An 18,353-nucleotide genomic window follows, 5' to 3' on the forward strand; every position below is an offset into this window, starting at 1 on the left:
ATCGGTTGGGACCGCTCGTCGGCGGGGGGCCGCGGCCGTCGGGGACCGGAGATCGAGCGGGTGCCGGCGGATCGGTTGGGACCGCTCGTCGGCGGGGGGCCGCGGCCGTCGGGGACCGGAGATCGGCCATCTCCGCCATATGCCCCTCACGCGGGCACTGGTCCGCTCTGCCATGGTCCAAGGCGTCCGCGCCGTGCTCAACGATCCGGTCGGACGTTCCGCGTTCGTGTCATCCGCGCGTCGAGCTCGCCATCTGGCGCGATCGCACCGACGAGCGCGCGGGTGGTGGCCAGATGTCAGGATCTCGCTCGTCGAAGTGGGCCGGAGAGCGGCCGGCGCGCGAGGCAGAGCGGCCGGCGCGCGAGGCAGAGCGGCCGGAATGGCCCGGTGAGTGGCCGATGAGTGGCCCCTGCGATGCTTCGGCCGATGGACGTGATCCGGTTCGGGCTCGGCATCAGGGCACTTCGCCACCGGCGTCGCTGGACACAGGAGCAGCTCGCGCGCCGCGTCGGTGTTTCGCGGTCCACGATCGCTCGGATCGAGCGCGGGCGAGCGGATCGCGTCGCGGTCCACACGCTCGTGGACGTGGCGGCCGAACTCGGCGCGCGCACTGACGTCCGGTTGCTGTGGCAGGGCGAGGCGCTCGACCGTCTGCTCGACGCCCGCCACGCTGAGCTCGTCGAGTGGACGGTCCGGCGGTTGGACGACGTTGGCTGGATCGTCGCCACCGAGGTCTCGTTCAACATCCGCGGAGAACGCGGGTCGATCGACGTGCTCTCGTTCGATCAGGCCACCGGCTCGCTGCTCGTCGTGGAGGTCAAATCGGTGGTGCCGGATCTCCAGGCGATGCTCGCCGGCCTCGACAGGAAGCGACGGCTGGCCCGCGAGATAGCCCACGAGCGAGGGTGGAGCGTGTCGTCAGTCGGCAGGATCCTGGTACTGCCCGACGATCGCACCGCCCGGCGTCGCGTTCAGGCGAAGTCAGCCACCCTCGGATCGGCGCTCCCCGCGCGCACCATCGAGGTCCGACGATGGATCCGCAGGCCGCTCGGCCCGATCGACGGGATCCTGTTCGTGACAGACGACCACCAGGCGAGCACTCGTCACCGCGTGCCGGGAGCGCAGGGCGCGGCCGAGCGCGGGCCGCACCCGGAGCCCGCACACGTCTGGACAGCCGGTCCTCACGCGACCGCCTGACAGCAACGCGGGGACCAACGCCCGCCTGAGGACCAGATGTCAGGATCCGAGTCGCTGGCCGCACACCGTGATGCGCGCCGCGTCGCGGGTGGCCAAGAGCGACCTCAGATCGCGAGTCGTGGGTGGCGACGGCGACCAGGCGGCGCCTTGCCCCTTGCGCCCGCCCTGCGGCGCCGCCCGCCGGCCGGCCGCCCGCCGCCGGCCACCTCAACGTGCCCGCCAGGGGTCAGACCTCCTTGAACTCGCCCTCGACCGTCTCCTCGCCAGCCGGATGTGAGCCGGTACCGCCGGCAGGATGTGCGCCGGCACCGGCACCTGCGGTCCCTCCGGCCTCGCCGCCCGACGTCTCATCGCCGGCCGAGGCGCCGTTCGCGGACGCGTCCGAGGCGGCTGCCTGGTACGCCTTCGTCGAGACCTGGGTGAGCGCCTCGGCGAGGGACGCGGCTCCCTTCGACACGGCCTCGAGGTCCGAGCCCTTCAGCGCCTCCCGAAGGGACGCCACCTTGCTCTCGACGTCCGCGCGGTCCTCGGCCGCGACCTTGTCGCCGAGATCCTTCAGGGTCCGTTCCGCCTGGTAGGTGAGCTGCTCGGCCTGGTTCCGCGTCTCGACCTCCTCGCGGCGAGACCGATCCTCGGCGGCATGATCGGCCGCCTCGCGGACCATCTTGTCGACGTCGTCCTTGGAGAGCATGGAGGAGGCCGTGATCCGGACCTGCTTCTCCTTGGAGGTCGCCCGGTCCTTCGCCTTGACGTCGAGGATGCCGTTCGCATCGATGTCGAATGTCACCTCGATCTGGGGGACGCCGCGGGGCGCCGGCGGGATCCCGTCGAGGATGAACCGGCCGAGGGTCTTGTTGTCCGTGGCGAACTCGCGCTCGCCCTGGAGGACGTGGATGTCCACCTGGCCCTGGTTGTCCGACGCCGTCGAGAAGACCTGCGACTTCGAGGTCGGGATCGTCGTGTTCCGGTCGATGAGCCGGGACATCACACCACCGAGCGTCTCGATGCCGAGCGACAGCGGCGTGACGTCGAGCAGGAGCACGTCCTTGACGTCGCCCGCGAGGACCCCGGCCTGGATCGCCGCGCCGACCGCGACGACCTCGTCCGGATTGACGCCCTTGTGCGGCTCCTTGCCGCCGAACATCGCCTTCACGGCGTCGACCACGGACGGCATCCGGGTCATCCCGCCGACGAGGATCACCTCGTCGATTTCCGACGGCTTGAGTCCGGCGTCCTTGAGGGCGGAGGTGACCGGCCCGCGGGTCTTCTCGATGAGGTCGCCGACGAGGTCCTCGAGCTTCGCCCGGCTGAGGGTCACGACGAGGTGCTTCGGGCCGCTCGCGTCGGCGGTGACGTACGGCAGGTTGATCTCCGTCGAGAGCGTCGTCGACAGCTCGATCTTCGCCTTCTCGGCCGCCTCCTTGAGGCGCTGGACCGCCTGGGCGTCCTTCGAGAGGTCGATGCCCTGATCCTTCTTGAACTCGGCGAGGAGCCAGTCGATCACCCGCTGGTCGAAGTCGTCGCCACCGAGGTGCGTGTCGCCGTTCGTCGCCTTGACCTCGAAGACGCCCTCGCCGAGCTCGAGGATGCTGATGTCGAACGTGCCGCCGCCGAGGTCGTAGACGGCGATCTTCTCGTCGTGCTTCTTGTCGAGGCCGTAGGCGAGAGCCGAGGCCGTCGGCTCGTTGATGATCCGCTTCACATCGAGGCCGGCGATCTTGCCCGCGTCCTTCGTCGCCTGGCGCTGGGTGTCGTCGAAGTAGGCGGGGACGGTGATGACCGCCTCGGTCACCTTCTCGCCGAGGTACGCCTCCGCGTCCGCCCGGAGCTTCTGCAGGATCATCGCGCTGATCTCGGGCGGCGTGTACGCCGAGCCGTCGGCGAGGACCACCTTGACCCCGTCGTTCTTGGCGTCCTTCTCGACCTTGTAGGGGACGAACTCCTTCGAGCGCTTCGTCTCCGGGTCGTCCCAGCGGCGGCCCATGAATCGCTTGATCGAATAGACGGTGTTGACCGGGTTCGTCACCGCCTGCCGTTTCGCGAGCTGGCCGACGAGACGCTCGCCGGTCTTCGTGAAGGCGACGACGGACGGGATGGTCCGGCCGCCCTCGGCGGAGGCGATGACCGAGGGCTCGCCGCCCTCCATGACGGCGACGACCGAGTTCGTCGTGCCGAGGTCGATGCCGATGATCTTGCCCATGTCGTTGACTACTCCTGATCGGTCGCGGTGTCCGCGTGGTTCGGATGGTTCGGATGGTTCGATGGTTCGGCGTCGCCGGCGGATCCGGTGGATGCATGACCGTCCGCTCCGTCGCTCACGGCGACGAGGGCCGGCCGCAGGACACGGTCCGCGACCCAGTAGCCGCGGGCGAACTCGCCGACGATCTCATCGGCCGGACGTCCGCTGCCGGCGACATGACTGAGCGCCTGGTGGAGGCGCGGGTCGAAGCGGTCGCCGATTGAGGGCTCCATCGGACGGACGCCATCCCACTCGAGGAGTGCGCGGAGCTTGCGGTCGATCGCGGCGATCCCCTCCGCCCACGGATCGTCGGCAAGGGTCGACGGGCGAGCCTCGATGGCGCGGTCGAAATCGTCGAGCGCGTCGAGGATCCGCAGGCGGAGCGAATCCGCCGCCCGGCTGGCCGCGGCCGCGCCGTCCTGTTCCGTGCGGCGCCGGAAGTTGACGAACTCGGCGCGCTCGCGCTGCAGCCCCGCGAGGTACTCGGCCGCCTGGGCGCGGGCTTCCTCGCGTTCCGCCGTGAGCCCCTCGATGTCGGCGAGGAGCTTCGTCGGGGAGACGTCGATCTCCGCCGCCCGCTCCTCCGCCCTCGTGCGCCGGGGCATCCTCGGTCCGTCGTGTCGTTCACGGTCCATCGCGCCGTCCGCTCAGGCGTACAGGTGATCGACGAGCTCGTTCATGAGCGCCGACACGAAGCGGACCGTCCCGATCGCGTGCGGGTAGCTCATCCGAGTCGGTCCGAGGACACCGACCACGCCGACCGCGCGCCCCGGCCGGCCATACGGCGCGAGGACGAGCGACACGTCGCTCATCTCCGGACTGCCGTTCTCGCCGCCGATGAAGACCTGGACGCGGCCCGAGCCGGCGACGGTGCCGAGGAGCTCGCCGAGGTAGACGTGGTTCTCAAGGGCCGAGAAGACGCGCCGGAGCTTGTCGCTCTGCGCGAATTCGGGGGCCTCCATGACGTTGAGGAGGCCATCGCTGAAGAGCTCCTCGATGACCGCCGTATCGAACTCTCGCATCGTCCGGGCGATCCGTTCGGCGACCTTGCGCACGAGCACATTGGCCGGATCCATCGCCGAGAAGCGCTCGAGGGTGGCATCGATCTGGCGGGCCGTGCGGTCCGCGAACAGGCGGTTCAGGCGCTCCGCCGCGTCCGACAGGGTGCCCTGATCCACGGGGTCGTCGAGGTTGAGGAGGATCTGCTTCACCGTCCCCTCGCGAAGGACGAGGATGAGGCTCGCCAGTCGCTCCTGGATGGAGACGAGGTCCACCCGCCGGACGCGCGACGAGCGCGGCTTGGCAGGGGTGGCGAGCCCGGCCGCCTTGGTGAGTCCGGCCAGTGTCGTCGCAGCGAGGCGGAACCAGTGCTCGCTCGCGAACTCGATCTGTCCGAACTGATGGCGGATCATGAGCTGCTCGACCTGGGTGAGCGGCGGCGACTCGACGAGCGATTCGACGTAGTAGCGATACCCGAGGTCGGTCGGGATGCGCCCGGCGCTCGTGTGCGGCTGGCTGAGAAAGCCCGCGGTCTCGAGGTCGGAGAGGATCGAGCGGACGGTCGCGCTCGACACGCCGAGCCCGTACCGCTCGACGAGCGCGATGCTGCCGACCGGTGCGGCGGTCGTGACATATTCCTCGATGACGGCCCGGAGGATCGCCTGCTCGCGGAGGTCCAGCGGGCCATTGGTGCGACGGACGCGACGCGCCACGGCTCGGCTCCTCGGGGAGTTAGCACTCTCACGTCGTGAGTGCTAACGATTGCTCGGGGCATCGTAGCAGTCCGGCCCGGACGGTGTCAACGCTCGGGCTCGTCTCTGTGGACGGGCTCGTCTCTCTCGGGCTCGGCCCGCGCCGTGTATGCGCTCGGCGCGCGGCGGGTATGCACGGGGTGCGTACGTGGCGTGGGTGGCCGATCGAGAGGGCGTCTCCCGCGCCGGATACGCGCGGGTTGCGTACTTGGCGTGGCGAGCGACGTGGCAGACCCCATGATGACCGTCCGCCGTGCGAGGGGCTCGGTCCTGGTCTCGTGTCCTGCGCTTCACCACGCACCCGGCGCGTACGTGACGCGCAGGAGTGACTGAAGCCGGCGCGGCGGCGCGAATCCGCACCGGGAATTCCGCACCGGGAATTCCGCACCGGGATTGTGGCGGGCCGGGTCCGAGGGGGCGTCGTCAGATGAGGCGGGCGAAGAGCTCGTTCGAGAGGAGGCGCCCGCGCGTCGTGAGTCGGAGACGCTCGCCGGCCTCGCCCGCCTCCTCGGCGGCCGCGGCGACTTCGATGAGCTCGGCCGCGAGGGCCCAGCCGGCGATCGCGTCGAGCGGCGGCTCGTGCATCGCCGAGATGGGGATGCCGCGCGATGTCCGGAGGCCGAGGATGATCCGCTCGCTCGCGGCGGTCGCCGCATCGAGCCGCTCCGCACCGCCGGGCGGAAGCTGCGGCGCTCCATCGGCGGGCCGGAGCGACCCGATGTAGCGGTCCAGGCGGGCCGCGTTCCACCGTCGTTCGACGCCATCGAACGCGTGCGCGCCGGGGCCCACGGCCTCGTACGGCCGCCGTTCCCAGTAGGCGAGGTTGTGCCGGCTCTCGTGGCCCGCTCGGGCCCAGTTGCTGATCTCGTAGCCGTGCCAACCCTGCTCGGCGAGCCTGACCACGGTGTGGTGATACATCGCGGCAGCCCGGTCCTCGTCCTGCCAGGGCCGTGCCGCGTCCCGCCAGCGCCGGGCACCGGGACTGGTCACGAGGTGATCGCCGTCCGCACCGGTCAGGCCCTCGGCGTCGGGATCGTCGAGGGTGAGGGCGTACGCGGAGAGGTGGTCGGGTTCGAGCTCGAGTGCGGCATCGAGCGTGGTCATCCAGGAGACGACCGACTGTCCCGGGACGTCGTACAGGAGGTCGAGGTTGACCGACCCGATCCCCGCCGCACGAGCCGTCGCGACCGCGGTCGCGACGTCGCCCGCCCGATGGCGACGGCCGAGCCGTCGAAGCTCGGCCTCGTCGAGGCTCTGAGCACCGAACGAGAGGCGCGTGACGCCCGCCGCCCGCTGGGCCGCCGGGTCGCCGCGGTCGTCCGGACCGGGGTTCGCCTCGAGCGTCACTTCCGCCCCTGCGGCGAGGCCGAAGCGAGCACGGACGAGGTCGACAAGGCCGGCGATCTCGTCGGCCGCGACGAGGCTCGGGGTCCCGCCGCCGAGATAGAGCGTCGCGAGCGGCGGCCGGGTGGGCGTACCGGGCGGCCCGAAGCGCCCGTCGGCGACGTCGGCCCGCAGGTCGATCTCCGTCCGGAGCGCGTCGACGAACACCGCGATCCGGTTCCGCGGTCCGCGCGCCGCGGCACCGGCCACGACGACGAAGTCGCAGTACGGGCAGAGCGAAACGCAGAAGGGGAAGTGGAGATAGAGCGCGACCGGCGGGTCCGCGACCGGGCCCGCGACTGCGTTCGCGGACGGATCGCCGTGGCTGTCCGCCATCACCGCCGGGCGACCGAGGGGCCCGCCATCGAAACGACCCGCCGAGAGGCGATGACGCCGGCGGCCCGGGTCGCCGTGTGGCCCACGAAGGCGGCACCGAGGCCTCCGGTCATCACCGTGAGCCAGCCGCCGACGACGCCGACCCCGAGGACGAGCCCGACGGCGGAGAGCTCGTCGAGCGTCGATCGGTCCTCCCGCGGCGCGGCGACGTGGGTCGCGAGCGTGTACAGGAGGGCCTGGGCGAGGATCGCGAGCGTCGGATCGATGCCCGCCAGGATGAGCAGGCCGAGCAGCAGGCCGCGGAATGCCACCTCGTCGACGAGCGCTGTCGCGGCCGCGGACAGGACCGGCTCGATGAGGTCGGCGTCCCGACCCGACGCTCCGCGGCGACCCATGAGCGTGACGAGCCCCGCTGCGATCCCCGCGCCGAGGAGGCCGTAGGCCGAGCCGAGCACGACGATCCCGGCGATGTCGCCGGGCGCCAGGAGGAGCCCACCGTCTCGGGCCGGGTGGATCGCCACGATCGCGCCGACGAGGATCGCCGCGAGGGCGTACCACGTGACGCGCCAGCGAAGCGGCGCTCGAGCGCCGGTCCCGATCGGCTCATCCTCCGCGATCCCGAAGCGTCGTGCGTCGATTCGGGCGAGGACGAGGAGCAGGACGAGGCCGACAGCGACGAGCGAGCGGAGCGTCTCTTCCATCGCCGCGTCACCGTAGCACGCTGGACGTCCGCCGGGGAGGGGTCAGCCCTCGTCGATGCGGAGGATCGCGAGGAAGGCCTCCTGGGGGATCTCCACGGACCCGACGCGCTTCATCCGCTGCTTCCCCTCCTTCTGCTTCTCGAGCAGCTTCCGCTTCCGGGTGATGTCGCCGCCGTAGCACTTCGCAAGGACGTTCTTCCGCATCGCCCGGACGGTCTCGCGGGCGATGACGTTGGACCCGATCGCGGCCTGGATCGGGATCTCGAACATCTGGCGGGGGATGAGCTCCTTGAGCCGATCCACGAGGACTCGGCCGGTGGACTGGGCGCGGTCGCGATGGATGATGAGCGAGAGGGCGTCGATCGGCTCGCCGTTGACGAGGATGTCCACCCTGGCAAGGTTCGCCGACCGGTAGCCGGCCTCCTCGTAGTCCATGGAAGCGTAGCCCTGGCTGCGGCTCTTGAGCTGGTCGAAGTAGTCCACGATGAGCTCGGCGAGGGGCATCTGGAAGCGGAGCACGACGCGGGACGGGTCGAGGTACTCCATGTCCTGGAACTCGCCGCGCCGGTTCGTCGAGAGCTCCATGAGCGGGCCGATGTACTGCGACGGGGTCACGACGCTGAGCGTCACCCACGGCTCCTGGATCTCCTCGATCTCGGAGACGTTCGGGAGGAGGGCCGGGTTGTCCACGGCGATCGTTCCGCGGCCGGTCGTGAGGACGACCCGATACTCGACGGACGGCGCACTGGCGATGAGGTCGAGGTCGAACTCCCGCTCCAGGCGCTCCTGGACGATCTCCATGTGGAGGAGGCCGAGGAAGCCGCAGCGGAAGCCGAAGCCGAGGGCGACCGAGCTTTCCGCCTCGTACGTGAAGCTCGCATCGTTGAGGTGGAGCTTCTCGAGGGCGTCGCGGAGAAGCGGGTAGTCCTCGCCGCTCAGCGGGTAGATGCCGGCGAAGACGAGGCTCTTCGCCTCCTGGTACCCGGGCAGCGGGGCATCCGCCGGGCGGGCGGCGCTCGTGACGGTGTCGCCGACCTGGGCCTCACGGACGTTCTTCAGGCCGGTCGCGATGTAGCCCACCTCGCCGGCGACGAGCCGCGGGACCGGCACGAGCTGCGGCCGGAAGACGCCGAGCTCGAGGAGCTCGGCCTCGACGCCCGACGCCATGAGCCGGATCGTCTCGTGATCCTCGAGCGTCCCGGCCGCGAGTCGGACGTAGACGATGACGCCCTTGTACTGGTCGTAGTGGCTGTCGAAGATGAGTCCCTGGAGGGGACGGCCCGGGTCGCCCTTCGGGGCAGGGATCCGGGCGACGATCGCCTCGAGGATCTCGGCGACACCGGTGCCGTCCTTCGCCGAGGCGAGGAGGACCTCCTCGCGGGGGATCGCGAGGACGGTCTCGAGCTCGTCCATGATCGTCTCGGGATCCGCCGAGGGCAGGTCGATCTTGTTGAGGACGGGGATGAGGGTCAGGCCCTCGCGCAGGGCGAGGTGGACGTTGGCGAGCGTCTGGGCTTCGATCCCCTGGGTCGCGTCGACGACGAGGATCGCGCCCTCGCACGCCTGGAGGCTGTGGCTCACCTCGTAGGCGAAGTCGACGTGGCCCGGCGTATCGATGAGGTTGAGGGCGTAGGTCAGGCCGTCGCGCGCGGTGTACTCGAGGCGCACCGCCCGGGCCTTGATCGTGATGCCCTTCTCGCGCTCGAGATCCATCGAATCGAGGACCTGGCTCGTCATCTGGCGGGCATCGATGGTGTGGGTGAGCTCGAGGAGGCGGTCCGCGAGCGTCGACTTGCCGTGATCGATGTGGGCGATGATCGAGAAGTTGCGCAGGCGCGCCTGGGGGATGGTCACCGGGCGGGAGTGTAGTCGGTCGGGCCGGTTGCCTTCGCGCCGGGTCTCGATGCCGGGCCTTGACGCCGGGTGGCCCTCCCCCCTCGCGCATTCCCGCATGCAGGCCGTGTCAGGCCGTCTCAGGCCGTCAGGGCGGTCAGAACGGCGACGCCCACCACGACGAGTGCGACCCCGACCACCTGCAGCCGACCGAGCCGCTCGCCGAAGAGGAGATAGGCGCCGACGGCCGCGAGCGGCGCGAACTGCGAAGCGACGATCGCCGTGGTCGCGATCCCGGCCTGCGCGCCGATCGTGTACGCGGAGCTCCCGATCACCTCGCCGACGCCGGCGATCACGACGAGCGGCACCGCGCGGCGCACGAGCCGGATCCGGCCGCTGGCGATGAGCGGGGCGGCGACGAACGCGACCCCGACGCAGCGGGCGATGAGGGCGACCCAGACGACCGGCATGCCCAGCGTCACCGAACGCGCCGAGGCGACGAGCCCGATCGCGAACGCCAGGGCGGCAGCGCTCGCGAACGCGGCCGTGGTGCGCGTGGAGCGGACATGATCGAGACGGGCCGCCGACGGCTCGCTCGCACGAGCTCCGGGGGCCATCGAGGCGAGCGCGACCCCGCTGACGATGACGACGAGCGTCACCGCTGCCGCCGTGGTCAGGGTCTCTCCGAGGGCCACCGCGATGACCGCCGCGAGCGCACCCTCGGTCGAGGCGATCGGCGCGGCGATCCCGACCGGGCCGATGCGGAGTGCTCGGTAGTTGAGATAGAGCCCGATGACGTAGGCGAAGCCGGCCACGACAGCCAGGACGATCGCGGCGGGGTGGAGGTCGCTCGTCGGGCGCACGATGACGGCCGGGCCGGCCGCGGCGACCATCCCGACGACCATGACCCAGGCGAGGACGGACGACGCGCCGATCATCCGGCTCGACCTCGAGGAGACGATCGTGGCAACGGCCCAGCACGCAGCGGCCACCGCACCACCGACGACGGCGATCACCCGGCGGAGTGTACGGGTGGGATGGCGCGCCGCGTGCGGGTGGGCGACGAGGTGGTGGCGGCGGCGGGCGGGGGGCGGTGGCGGGGCGGTGGAGGGCGAGGTGGGGCCGGCGGCGGCGGCGGGAGCGGGCGAGGTGGGGCCGGCGGAAACCGTCAGATGTGCGTCACGCGACCATTGGTCAGGCCAGCGCCGCCAGATGCGCGCCTGGAGGTCAGACGGCACCGATACAGGCGCGTCGATCGAGCATCCATGCTCGTCACGAGCGATCGCGGTCGACGGGGGACGGAAGCCGGCCGACGAGTGCTCACCTGGTGGTCGTTTGTCAGGTTCTGTGACCGAGACGGGTTCTGTGACCGAGGCCGGCCCTCGCGACCGAGCTCTCGCGACCGGCCCTCGCGACCGAGCTCTCGCGACCGGCCCTCGCGACCGAGCCGGCTCATCTGGTACCATCTGCCGTCGCGTCCGCGGTCGACTCGCGCGCCGCGATCGAAGCTCGATCAACCATACGAGAGGTTTGACGTTGGCAACGAAGCCCCGCGGTTGGACCGGCGCGCGGACGCCGTCCGCCCTCAAGCGTGTCCGGACCGCGAAACGTCGAACCGAGATCAACGGCCCGCGCCGTCAGGAAGCGAAGACGCTCGTCAGCAAGGCCGTCAAGGTCGCGACCGGCGCCATGCCCGGTGACGCCGACGCAGCGCTCATCGATGCGCTCTCGGCGCTCGATCGAGCGGCCAAGACCGGCGCCCTCCATCCGAATGCGGTCGCCCGCCGCAAGTCGCGGCTCACCCGCAAGGTGAATGCCGCAGTCGGTGGCAGCCACGTTCAGACGTCGACGAAGCCGACGAAGACGACCGGGACCGCCGCCGCCGCAAAGGCGGCCCGAGCCCGGATCGCGGCCGGCAAGGCCGCCAAGGCCAAGGGAGCTCAGACCGCGGCGGGCAAGGCACGCGCCGCACTCTCGAAGACGGCTCGGGCCGAGGCGGCAGCCGCGGCGAGCTCGACGACCGCGGTGACGGCCGCGACGCCGAAGGCAGCGGCACCGCGCACGAAGGCGCCGGCGAAGCGAGCGACGACGTCCAGGGCGGCAGTCGGCGACAAGGTCGCCACTCCGTCGGCCGGGACCGCCGCGCCGAAGAGCGCCGATGCGAAGGCCACGCCGTCCGCGAAGTCGACGGCCAAGGCTGCGACGAAGACCCCCGCCGCGAAGGCGAGTGCGAAGGCCACGAAGCCCACGACGGCCAAGGCCTCTGCCGCCAGGACCACGGCCAAGGCTGCGACCAAGACCCCCGCCGCGAAGGCGAGTGCGAAGAAGGCGAGCCCGAAGAAGGCGAGCTAGGCCGACGCGTTCAGATTGCGTCGGCCGCGCCCGGCCGAGCTCGCGTCACCCAGACTGAGGCCGCGTCACCGGCTCAGGCCGCACCGCCCGGCTCAGGCCGGCGCCTCGGTCCGGCTAGGCCGAAGAGCGCCGCCCCGCCGAGGCCACCGGCGACCGTCACCGCGAACAGCGTCTCTGCCGTCGCCAGCTGCTGGTTCCAGTAGAACGTCGTGAATGTGGCGACGTTCGTCACGCCCTGACCCGCGAGCTTGGCCGCTCCGTCCGGCACGCCGAGATACCGCGCGTACACGCAGGCGGCACCGGTCGAGCACGCCAGGGGCGGACCGACGCTCGCGTCTCGATACCCATCGTCCGCGGCGAAGAACAACGCCTTGACGACGAGCAGCAGGACGACCATGGCCACACCGGTGACGATGCCGGCGAACCCGCCGTTCGCGCCGATCCGGGTCCATGGACCGCCGCGACGATCCGCCCGGGTGTTCGCGTAGTACCCGATGAGAAGACCAGAGAGCGGAGCGAGGAGCCAGTAGACGGGCTCGATCGGGATGACGAGCAGGAAGCTCACGGCGATGACGACCGCCATCCCGATCCCGACGTAGGCCGCGACGATCGCGCCGCGGTCGACGAAGCGCGTCACCCGCCGGCGCCCCCGGCGGGCGGCGCCCCCGCGAGCGCGGACCTTCCGAGGTAGCGCGCCCCGTCGCCGAGCTCGCCGCCGATCCTCAGGAGCCGGTTGTACTTCGCGACCCGCTCGGATCGGGACGGCGCGCCGGTCTTGATCTGGCCCGTCCCCATCGCGACGACGAAGTCGGCGATCGTCGTGTCCTCCGTCTCGCCGGACCGGTGGGAGACCACGGCGGACCAGCCGGCCCGTCGAGCGAGCTCGATCGCCTCGATCGTCTCCGTGAGCGTCCCGATCTGGTTGAGCTTGATGAGGACCGAATTCGCCGAGCGCTCGGCGATGCCGCGGGCGATGAACCGCGGGTTCGTCACGAAGATGTCGTCGCCGACGAGCTGGATGCGGTCGCCGAGCCGCCGGCTGAGCTCGGCCCAGCCGGCCCAGTCGTCCTCGGCCAGGCCATCCTCCAGCGAGACGATCGGATAGCGGTCCACCCACGAGACCCAGAGGTCGATGAGCTCGGCCGAGTCGAGTGTCCGTCCCTCCCGCGAGAGGCGATAGCGGAACGGGGCACCCTCGACTCCGGATCCCGCCTCGAGGATGGAGCTGGCCGCCGGGTCCAGGGCGATCGCGACGTCCTCGCCCGGCCGATAGCCGGCCCGTTCGATGGCCCGGAGGATGATCTCGACCGCCGCCTCGTTCGACGGGAGCGAGGGGGCGAACCCGCCCTCGTCGCCCTGCCCGGTCGCGTGCCCGCCCTCGTGAAGGATCGCCCGGAGGGCGGCGAAGATCTCCGCCCCGGCCCGCAGCGCCGCGCTGAAGTCGTCGACGCCCACCGGCATCACCATGAACTCTTGGAAGTCCGTCGAGTCCTGGGCATGCTTGCCGCCGTTGAGGATGTTGAACTGCGGGACCGGCAGGATGCGGGCTCCGACCCCGCCGAGATAGCGGTAGAGCGGCAGGTCGTGGGCCGCCGCCGCTGCGTGGGCGCAGGCGAGCGACGCGCCGAGGATCGCGTTGGCGCCGAGGGCGGCCTTGTTCGGCGTCCCGTCGAGGTCGATCAGGAGCCGGTCGATCCCCGGCTGATCGGCGGCGTCGAGGCCGACCAGCTCGGGACCGATCCGGTCGCGGACGTTGGCGACCGCCGTGAGGACACCCTTGCCACCGAAGCGGCGCACGTCGCCGTCACGGAGCTCGACGGCCTCGTTCACCCCGGTCGATGCGCCGGACGGAACGGCCGCCCGCCCCACGGAGCCGTCCGCCAGGGCGACGTCGACCTCCACGGTGGGATTCCCGCGCGAGTCGAGGATCTCGCGCGCGTCGACGAACTCGATGGTCGTGTCCACCGTCACGCCGGCACCTCGGCCGGAGCGTCGGCCGGCGTGCGATCGAGGAGCACGGCGATGCCCGGCAGCTCGCGACCCTCGAGGAATTCGAGCGACGCCCCGCCGCCGGTGCTGATGTGGGTCATGCGGTCCGCGAGATCCTGCTGCTGGACGGCCGCGACGGAATCGCCGCCGCCGACCACGACCGTCGCCCCGCCGTCCGCCTTGGCGGCGAGGAACCGCGCCATCGCCTTCGTGCCGTGGGCGAACGACGGGATCTCGAAGACCCCGAGGGGTCCGTTCCAGAACACGGTCCGGGCCGGCTCGAGCGCCGCCTCCATGAGGTCACGGCTCTTCGCCCCCACGTCGACGATGTGCCAGCTCGCCGGGATCCGCTCGGCCGGGAGGGTCTTGTACTCGGTGCCCCGGGTGACCTCCTTCGCGACGATGACATCCACCGGAAGGACGATGGGCACACCGCGCGCTTCGGCCGTGGCGAGGATCCGTCGGGCGTCCTCCACGCGGTCGGGCTCGGCGAGGCTCTTGCCGATCGCCTTGCCCTGGGCGAGGAAGAACGTGTTCGCCATCCCGCCGCCGACGACAAGGAGGTCGACCTTCGTGAGGAGGTGCTCGAGGACCCTGATCTTGTCCGACACCTTGGCCCCGCCGACGATCGCGGCGAACGGGCGGGCCGGCGCGTCCATGAGGTTGGAGAGGGCTTCGATCTCCGACTCCATGAGCAGACCCGCGTAGGCCGGCAGGAGCTTCGCGATCCCGACCGTCGAGGCGTGGGCACGATGGGCCGTCCCGAACGCGTCGTTGACGTAGATATCCGCGTACGAGGCGAGGGTCGCGGCGAACTTCGGGTCGTTCCGTTCCTCTTCGGCGTGGAACCGGAGGTTCTCGAGGAGGAGGGCCTCGCCGCCGCGGAGCCGCCTGATCGCATCCTCCGTGCCGAGGCCGAGGGCGTCCCCGGTCACCGGCACGTTGCGGTTGAGGATCGTGGCGAGCCGCTCGGCGATCGGCCGGAGGCGCAGGCCGTCCTGGACCTTGCCGTCCGGCCGGCCGAGGTGGCTGGCGAGGATGACCCGGGCGCCCTGGCCGAGCAGGGCCCGGATCGTCGGCAGGGTCGCCCGGATCCGTTGATCGTCCGTCACCTTGCCGTCGGCGAGGGGAACGTTGAAGTCGACCCGGACGAAGACGCGCTTCCCCGATGCGTCGACGTCGCGGATGGTGAGCTTGTCCATGCGATCAGGCTCTCGCCGCGGCCGGCAGACGGGCCGCGACATAACCGATGAGGTCGGCGACCCGGCAGCTGTAGCCCCACTCGTTGTCGTACCAGGAGATGACCTTGACCATCGTCCCGCCGAGGACCATGGTGGAGGCGGCGTCGATGATCGAGCTGCGCGTGTCGCCCCGGAAGTCCGTCGAGACGAGCGGCTCGTCGGACACGCCGAGGATGCCCTGGAGCGGCCCCGCCGCAGCCGTCCGGAACGCAGCGTTGAGCTCCTCGACCGTCGTCTCGCGGCGGACGTCGGCCGTGAAGTCGACGACGCTCACCGTCGGCGTCGGGACTCGGAGGCTGAACCCGTCGAACCGGCCCTTGAGGTCGGGTATGACGAGGGCGAGTGCCTTCGCCGCACCGGTCGTCGTCGGGATGATGTTCTGGCCGGCAGCTCGCGCGCGGCGCGGATCCTTGTGGGCGACATCGAGGATCCGCTGATCGTTCGTGTAGCTGTGGATCGTGTTCATGAGGCCGCGCTCGATGCCGAGCAGATCGTGGACGACCTTGGCCGCCGGAGCGAGACAGTTCGTCGTGCAGCTCGCGTTGCTGATGATGTGGTGGGCATCCGGGTCGTACCTGCCCTCGTTGACCCCGAGGACGATCGTGATGTCCTCGCCCTTGGCCGGGGCACTGATGACGACCTTCTTCGCGCCCGCGGTGAGGTGCGCCCTGGCCTTGTCCGCGTCGGTGAAGAGGCCGGTCGACTCGAGAACGATGTCGACGCCAAGATCGCCCCACGGGAGGGCCGCCGGATCCCGCTCGCTGAGGACGCGGATCTCCCGACCGTCGATGATGAGCGCGTCGGCCGTGTGGTCGACCGTTCCCGGGTACGCGCCATACGTCGAGTCGTGCTTGAAGAGCAGGGCGTTGAGCTCGGTATCGACGAGGTCGTTGACCGCCACGACCTCGACGTCCGGCGCCCGCTCGATGAGCGCCTTGAGCGACTGACGGCCGATCCGACCGAAGCCGTTGATGCCGACGCGGACAGCCATGGTCCGAACCCTCCTGATCGCGACGGCCCGGGCAGGCACGTCGATGGTGGAAACGCACGAGTGGGTTCCGACGGCTCACCGCCGACCGCGCTCGCCGAGCGCCGCGTCGGCGGTCGATCCGACCGGACGCGTCAATCGTACGATGGACGGCCTGCCACCGATAGTAAGGACCGTCCCGGAACGTGAGGACCGTCCCGGAATCCGGTCAGGCGGCGCGGGAGCGGGCCCGGACGAGGGCGAGGGCGCCGATGAGGCCGACGTCGTCGCCGAGGGCAGCTGCCACGATGCGGACCCGCGACGCAGCGGTCCGGAAGGCCGTTGCGCGGACCGCGTCCCGTGCCGGACCGAGGAGGCGTTCCCCCTGCGCCGCCGCGATGCCGCCGCCGACCACGACGATCTCCGGCGCGAAGACGTCCACCATCCCGACGAGCGCAGCGGCGAACGCCCGGCGGGCGAGCTCCATGATCGCCGCGGCGTCGGGGTCGCCACGTTCCTCCGCCGCGGCGACATCGCGGGCCGTGATCGGGCGCGCTCCGATGCGCCGGGCGAGGTCGGACAGGCCCGGCGCGCCTCCGCGATCGATCGCGTCCCGGGCCGCGCGGGCAATCCCGACACCGGAGCTGTACGCCTCGAGGTGGCCACGCGCGCCGCAGCCGCACGGTGGGCCGTCCAGGTCGACCACGACGTGGCCGAGTTCGCCGCCAAGGCCGCCCGAACCGGCGAGCAGCCGACCGTCGACGAGCACGGCCCCGCCGATGCCGGTCGAGACCGTGAGGTAGAGCGCATGCCGCGCCCCCTTCGCGGCACCGAAGGCGATCTCGCCGAGGAGCGCGACGTTCGTGTCACGCTCGAGCACCGCCGGGAGACCCATCGCCGATCCGAGCGGCTCTGCCAGCGGCAGATCTCGGAACGCCGGGCCGAGATTCGGTGGTTCGAGGAGCAGCCCGCCGACCGGATCGACCGGTCCCGGGGCGCTGATCCCGACGGCGTGGATCCCCGTAACGTCCGCGGACGCGGCCGTGGATCGCACCGCGGCGAGGAGGGCGACGGCGTCGGCGACGACGGCGACCGGACCATCGGCGATCCGCGTCGGGCGTTCCGCGCGCGCCACGATCGATCCATCCGGACGGACGACCGCCGCCCGGATGCGGCTCGCCCCGAGGTCGAGGGCGAGGATCGGCCCGACGTCGAGGGCGAGGATCGGCCCGAAGCCATGGGTCCGGGACAGCCGACGGCCCCCGCCGTCACCGGCGGGGGCCGTCCAGGCTCGGGTGCTCCCGGTGCGTCAGCCGCCGATCCTGAAGACCTTCCCGCCGCACTTCGGGCAGGTGCCCGAAATCGCCGGCTTGCCGTTCTTCATGGTGATCTTCTGCGGATTCCGGACTTCGACCTTCATCTTGTCCTTGACGCAATACGCTTCGGCCATCCCGGGCGTCCTCCTCTACTCCGCGTCGCGGCGCGAGACACACGTCACGCGTCCGCAGTTCACGATCGTCCCCACAGCGACGGTCGCCATCGATCCGCCGACGCCTCGCGGCGCTGGCGGTCCATGTCGGCGAGGATGCGGAGTCCTTCGAGACCCGTCTCCACGCACGCTGCTTCGGCACGGTCCTTGGCTTCCCCGTCGACGAAGTCGCCGGTCGAGCGCTGGGCATAGACGGCGCACACGACGCCGGCACGACTGCGGGCCAGGCCCGCGAGCACGAGCAGCGCCGATGCCTCCATCTCGAAATTCAACACCCGCTGCCGGGCCATCTCTTCGGCGAGGTCAGGGTAGCGGATGGGGAGTCGCGGGATCGGCCGGCCCTGCGCGCCGAAGAACCCGGGCGCTGTGGCGGTGATCCCGACATGGGCGCGGTGGCCGAGGACGTGGGCCGCCTCGACGAGCGCGGCGACCGCCTCGTAGTCGGCGACCGCTGGGTAGCCGTCGTGGACGAAGAAGCTCGTCGTCGCCTCCAGACGGACCGCGCCGCTCGTGATGATGAGGTCGCCGAGGCCGATCTCCGGCTGCAGCGCCCCGCAGGAACCGACGCGGATGAACGTGGGGTTGTCCGTGATGGCCAGGATCTCGGCGACGACGATCTCGACGTTGTCCGTCCCGATCCCGGTCGACACGATCGACACGCGTCGGCCGCGATACATGCCGGTGACCGTCGCGAACTCGCGGTTCCGTCGTTCGAGCTCGACCGACTCGAGTCGCGTGGCGATCCGGGCGGTCCGGTCGGGATCGCCGGGGAGGAGGATGTACTCGGCCACCTCGCCGCGGCCGAGTGCGATGTGGTACTGCCGTTCTCCGATCGGGAGTGCGACGCGGTGGTCCGCGTTCGTCGGCAAGACCTC

General features: G+C 71.1%; 16 protein-coding genes. 2 read left to right on the forward strand and 14 right to left on the reverse strand.

The window, feature by feature from the left end:
- The first annotated feature begins 426 nt into the window (after positions 1–426).
- Positions 427–1,197: a helix-turn-helix domain-containing protein gene (locus IVW53_12370; GenBank protein MBF6606367.1), complete on the forward strand. Its 771-nt coding sequence runs from the start codon at positions 427–429 to the stop codon at positions 1,195–1,197.
- 226 nt (positions 1,198–1,423) lie between these two features.
- On the opposite strand, the gene dnaK is transcribed toward IVW53_12370, so the two are convergent.
- The 7 genes from dnaK to IVW53_12405 form a co-directional block, all read right to left on the reverse strand.
- Positions 1,424–3,397 carry a molecular chaperone DnaK gene (gene dnaK, locus IVW53_12375; GenBank protein MBF6606368.1) on the reverse strand — a complete coding sequence of 658 codons (1,974 nt, stop codon included), beginning with the start codon at positions 3,395–3,397 and terminating at the stop codon, positions 1,424–1,426.
- Positions 3,398–3,405: 8 nt separating this feature from the next.
- Positions 3,406–4,041 carry a nucleotide exchange factor GrpE gene (locus IVW53_12380; protein ID MBF6606369.1) on the reverse strand — a complete coding sequence of 212 codons (636 nt, stop codon included), beginning with the start codon at positions 4,039–4,041 and terminating at the stop codon, positions 3,406–3,408.
- Between the two features lie 42 nt (positions 4,042–4,083).
- Positions 4,084–5,148 carry a heat-inducible transcription repressor HrcA gene (hrcA, locus tag IVW53_12385; GenBank protein MBF6606370.1) on the reverse strand — a complete coding sequence of 355 codons (1,065 nt, stop codon included), beginning with the start codon at positions 5,146–5,148 and terminating at the stop codon, positions 4,084–4,086.
- Between the two features lie 462 nt (positions 5,149–5,610).
- Positions 5,611–6,906 (reverse strand): coproporphyrinogen III oxidase family protein, encoded by a 1,296-nt coding sequence (locus tag IVW53_12390; GenBank protein MBF6606371.1) that lies wholly within the window; start codon positions 6,904–6,906, stop codon positions 5,611–5,613.
- Positions 6,906–7,607, reverse strand: coding sequence for a CPBP family intramembrane metalloprotease (locus tag IVW53_12395; GenBank protein MBF6606372.1), 702 nt, complete (start codon positions 7,605–7,607; stop codon positions 6,906–6,908). Before IVW53_12395 ends, IVW53_12390 begins: the two co-directional genes overlap by 1 nt.
- A gap of 42 nt (positions 7,608–7,649) precedes the next feature.
- Positions 7,650–9,560, reverse strand: coding sequence for an elongation factor 4 (gene lepA / locus IVW53_12400; protein MBF6606373.1), 1,911 nt, complete (start codon positions 9,558–9,560; stop codon positions 7,650–7,652).
- 20 nt (positions 9,561–9,580) lie between these two features.
- Positions 9,581–10,456, reverse strand: a complete 876-nt coding sequence (locus tag IVW53_12405; protein MBF6606374.1) for an EamA family transporter — start codon at positions 10,454–10,456, stop codon at positions 9,581–9,583.
- A gap of 520 nt (positions 10,457–10,976) precedes the next feature.
- Between IVW53_12405 and IVW53_12410 the strand changes: the two genes are divergently transcribed.
- Positions 10,977–11,792 (forward strand): 30S ribosomal protein S20, encoded by an 816-nt coding sequence (locus IVW53_12410; GenBank protein ID MBF6606375.1) that lies wholly within the window; start codon positions 10,977–10,979, stop codon positions 11,790–11,792.
- 73 nt (positions 11,793–11,865) lie between these two features.
- Here IVW53_12410 and IVW53_12415 read toward each other — a convergent pair whose 3' ends face one another.
- The 7 genes from IVW53_12415 to IVW53_12445 form a co-directional block, all read right to left on the reverse strand.
- On the reverse strand, positions 11,866–12,429 hold the full coding sequence (locus IVW53_12415; GenBank protein MBF6606376.1) for a hypothetical protein: 564 nt from the start codon (positions 12,427–12,429) through the stop codon (positions 11,866–11,868).
- Positions 12,426–13,757, reverse strand: a complete 1,332-nt coding sequence (eno, locus tag IVW53_12420) for a phosphopyruvate hydratase (protein MBF6606377.1) — start codon at positions 13,755–13,757, stop codon at positions 12,426–12,428. Before eno ends, IVW53_12415 begins: the two co-directional genes overlap by 4 nt.
- Before the next feature lie 2 nt (positions 13,758–13,759).
- Positions 13,760–14,983, reverse strand: a complete 1,224-nt coding sequence (locus IVW53_12425; protein ID MBF6606378.1) for a phosphoglycerate kinase — start codon at positions 14,981–14,983, stop codon at positions 13,760–13,762.
- A gap of 4 nt (positions 14,984–14,987) precedes the next feature.
- Positions 14,988–16,013: a type I glyceraldehyde-3-phosphate dehydrogenase gene (gap, locus tag IVW53_12430; GenBank protein ID MBF6606379.1), complete on the reverse strand. Its 1,026-nt coding sequence runs from the start codon at positions 16,011–16,013 to the stop codon at positions 14,988–14,990.
- A gap of 205 nt (positions 16,014–16,218) precedes the next feature.
- The gene (locus tag IVW53_12435) at positions 16,219–17,241 is read right to left on the reverse strand and encodes an ROK family protein (GenBank protein ID MBF6606380.1); all 1,023 of its coding nucleotides are present in this window, start codon (positions 17,239–17,241) and stop codon (positions 16,219–16,221) included.
- Positions 17,242–17,298: 57 nt separating this feature from the next.
- Entirely contained in the window at positions 17,299–17,439 is a 141-nt protein-coding gene (locus tag IVW53_12440) for a hypothetical protein (protein ID MBF6606381.1), read from the reverse strand.
- A 59-nt stretch (positions 17,440–17,498) separates the two neighbouring features.
- Positions 17,499–18,311: a nucleoside phosphorylase gene (locus tag IVW53_12445; protein MBF6606382.1), complete on the reverse strand. Its 813-nt coding sequence runs from the start codon at positions 18,309–18,311 to the stop codon at positions 17,499–17,501.
- Positions 18,312–18,353: the final 42 nt, after the last annotated feature.

The organism is Chloroflexota bacterium (assembly GCA_015478725.1).
Lineage (GTDB): Bacteria > Chloroflexota > Limnocylindria > Limnocylindrales > CSP1-4 > C-114.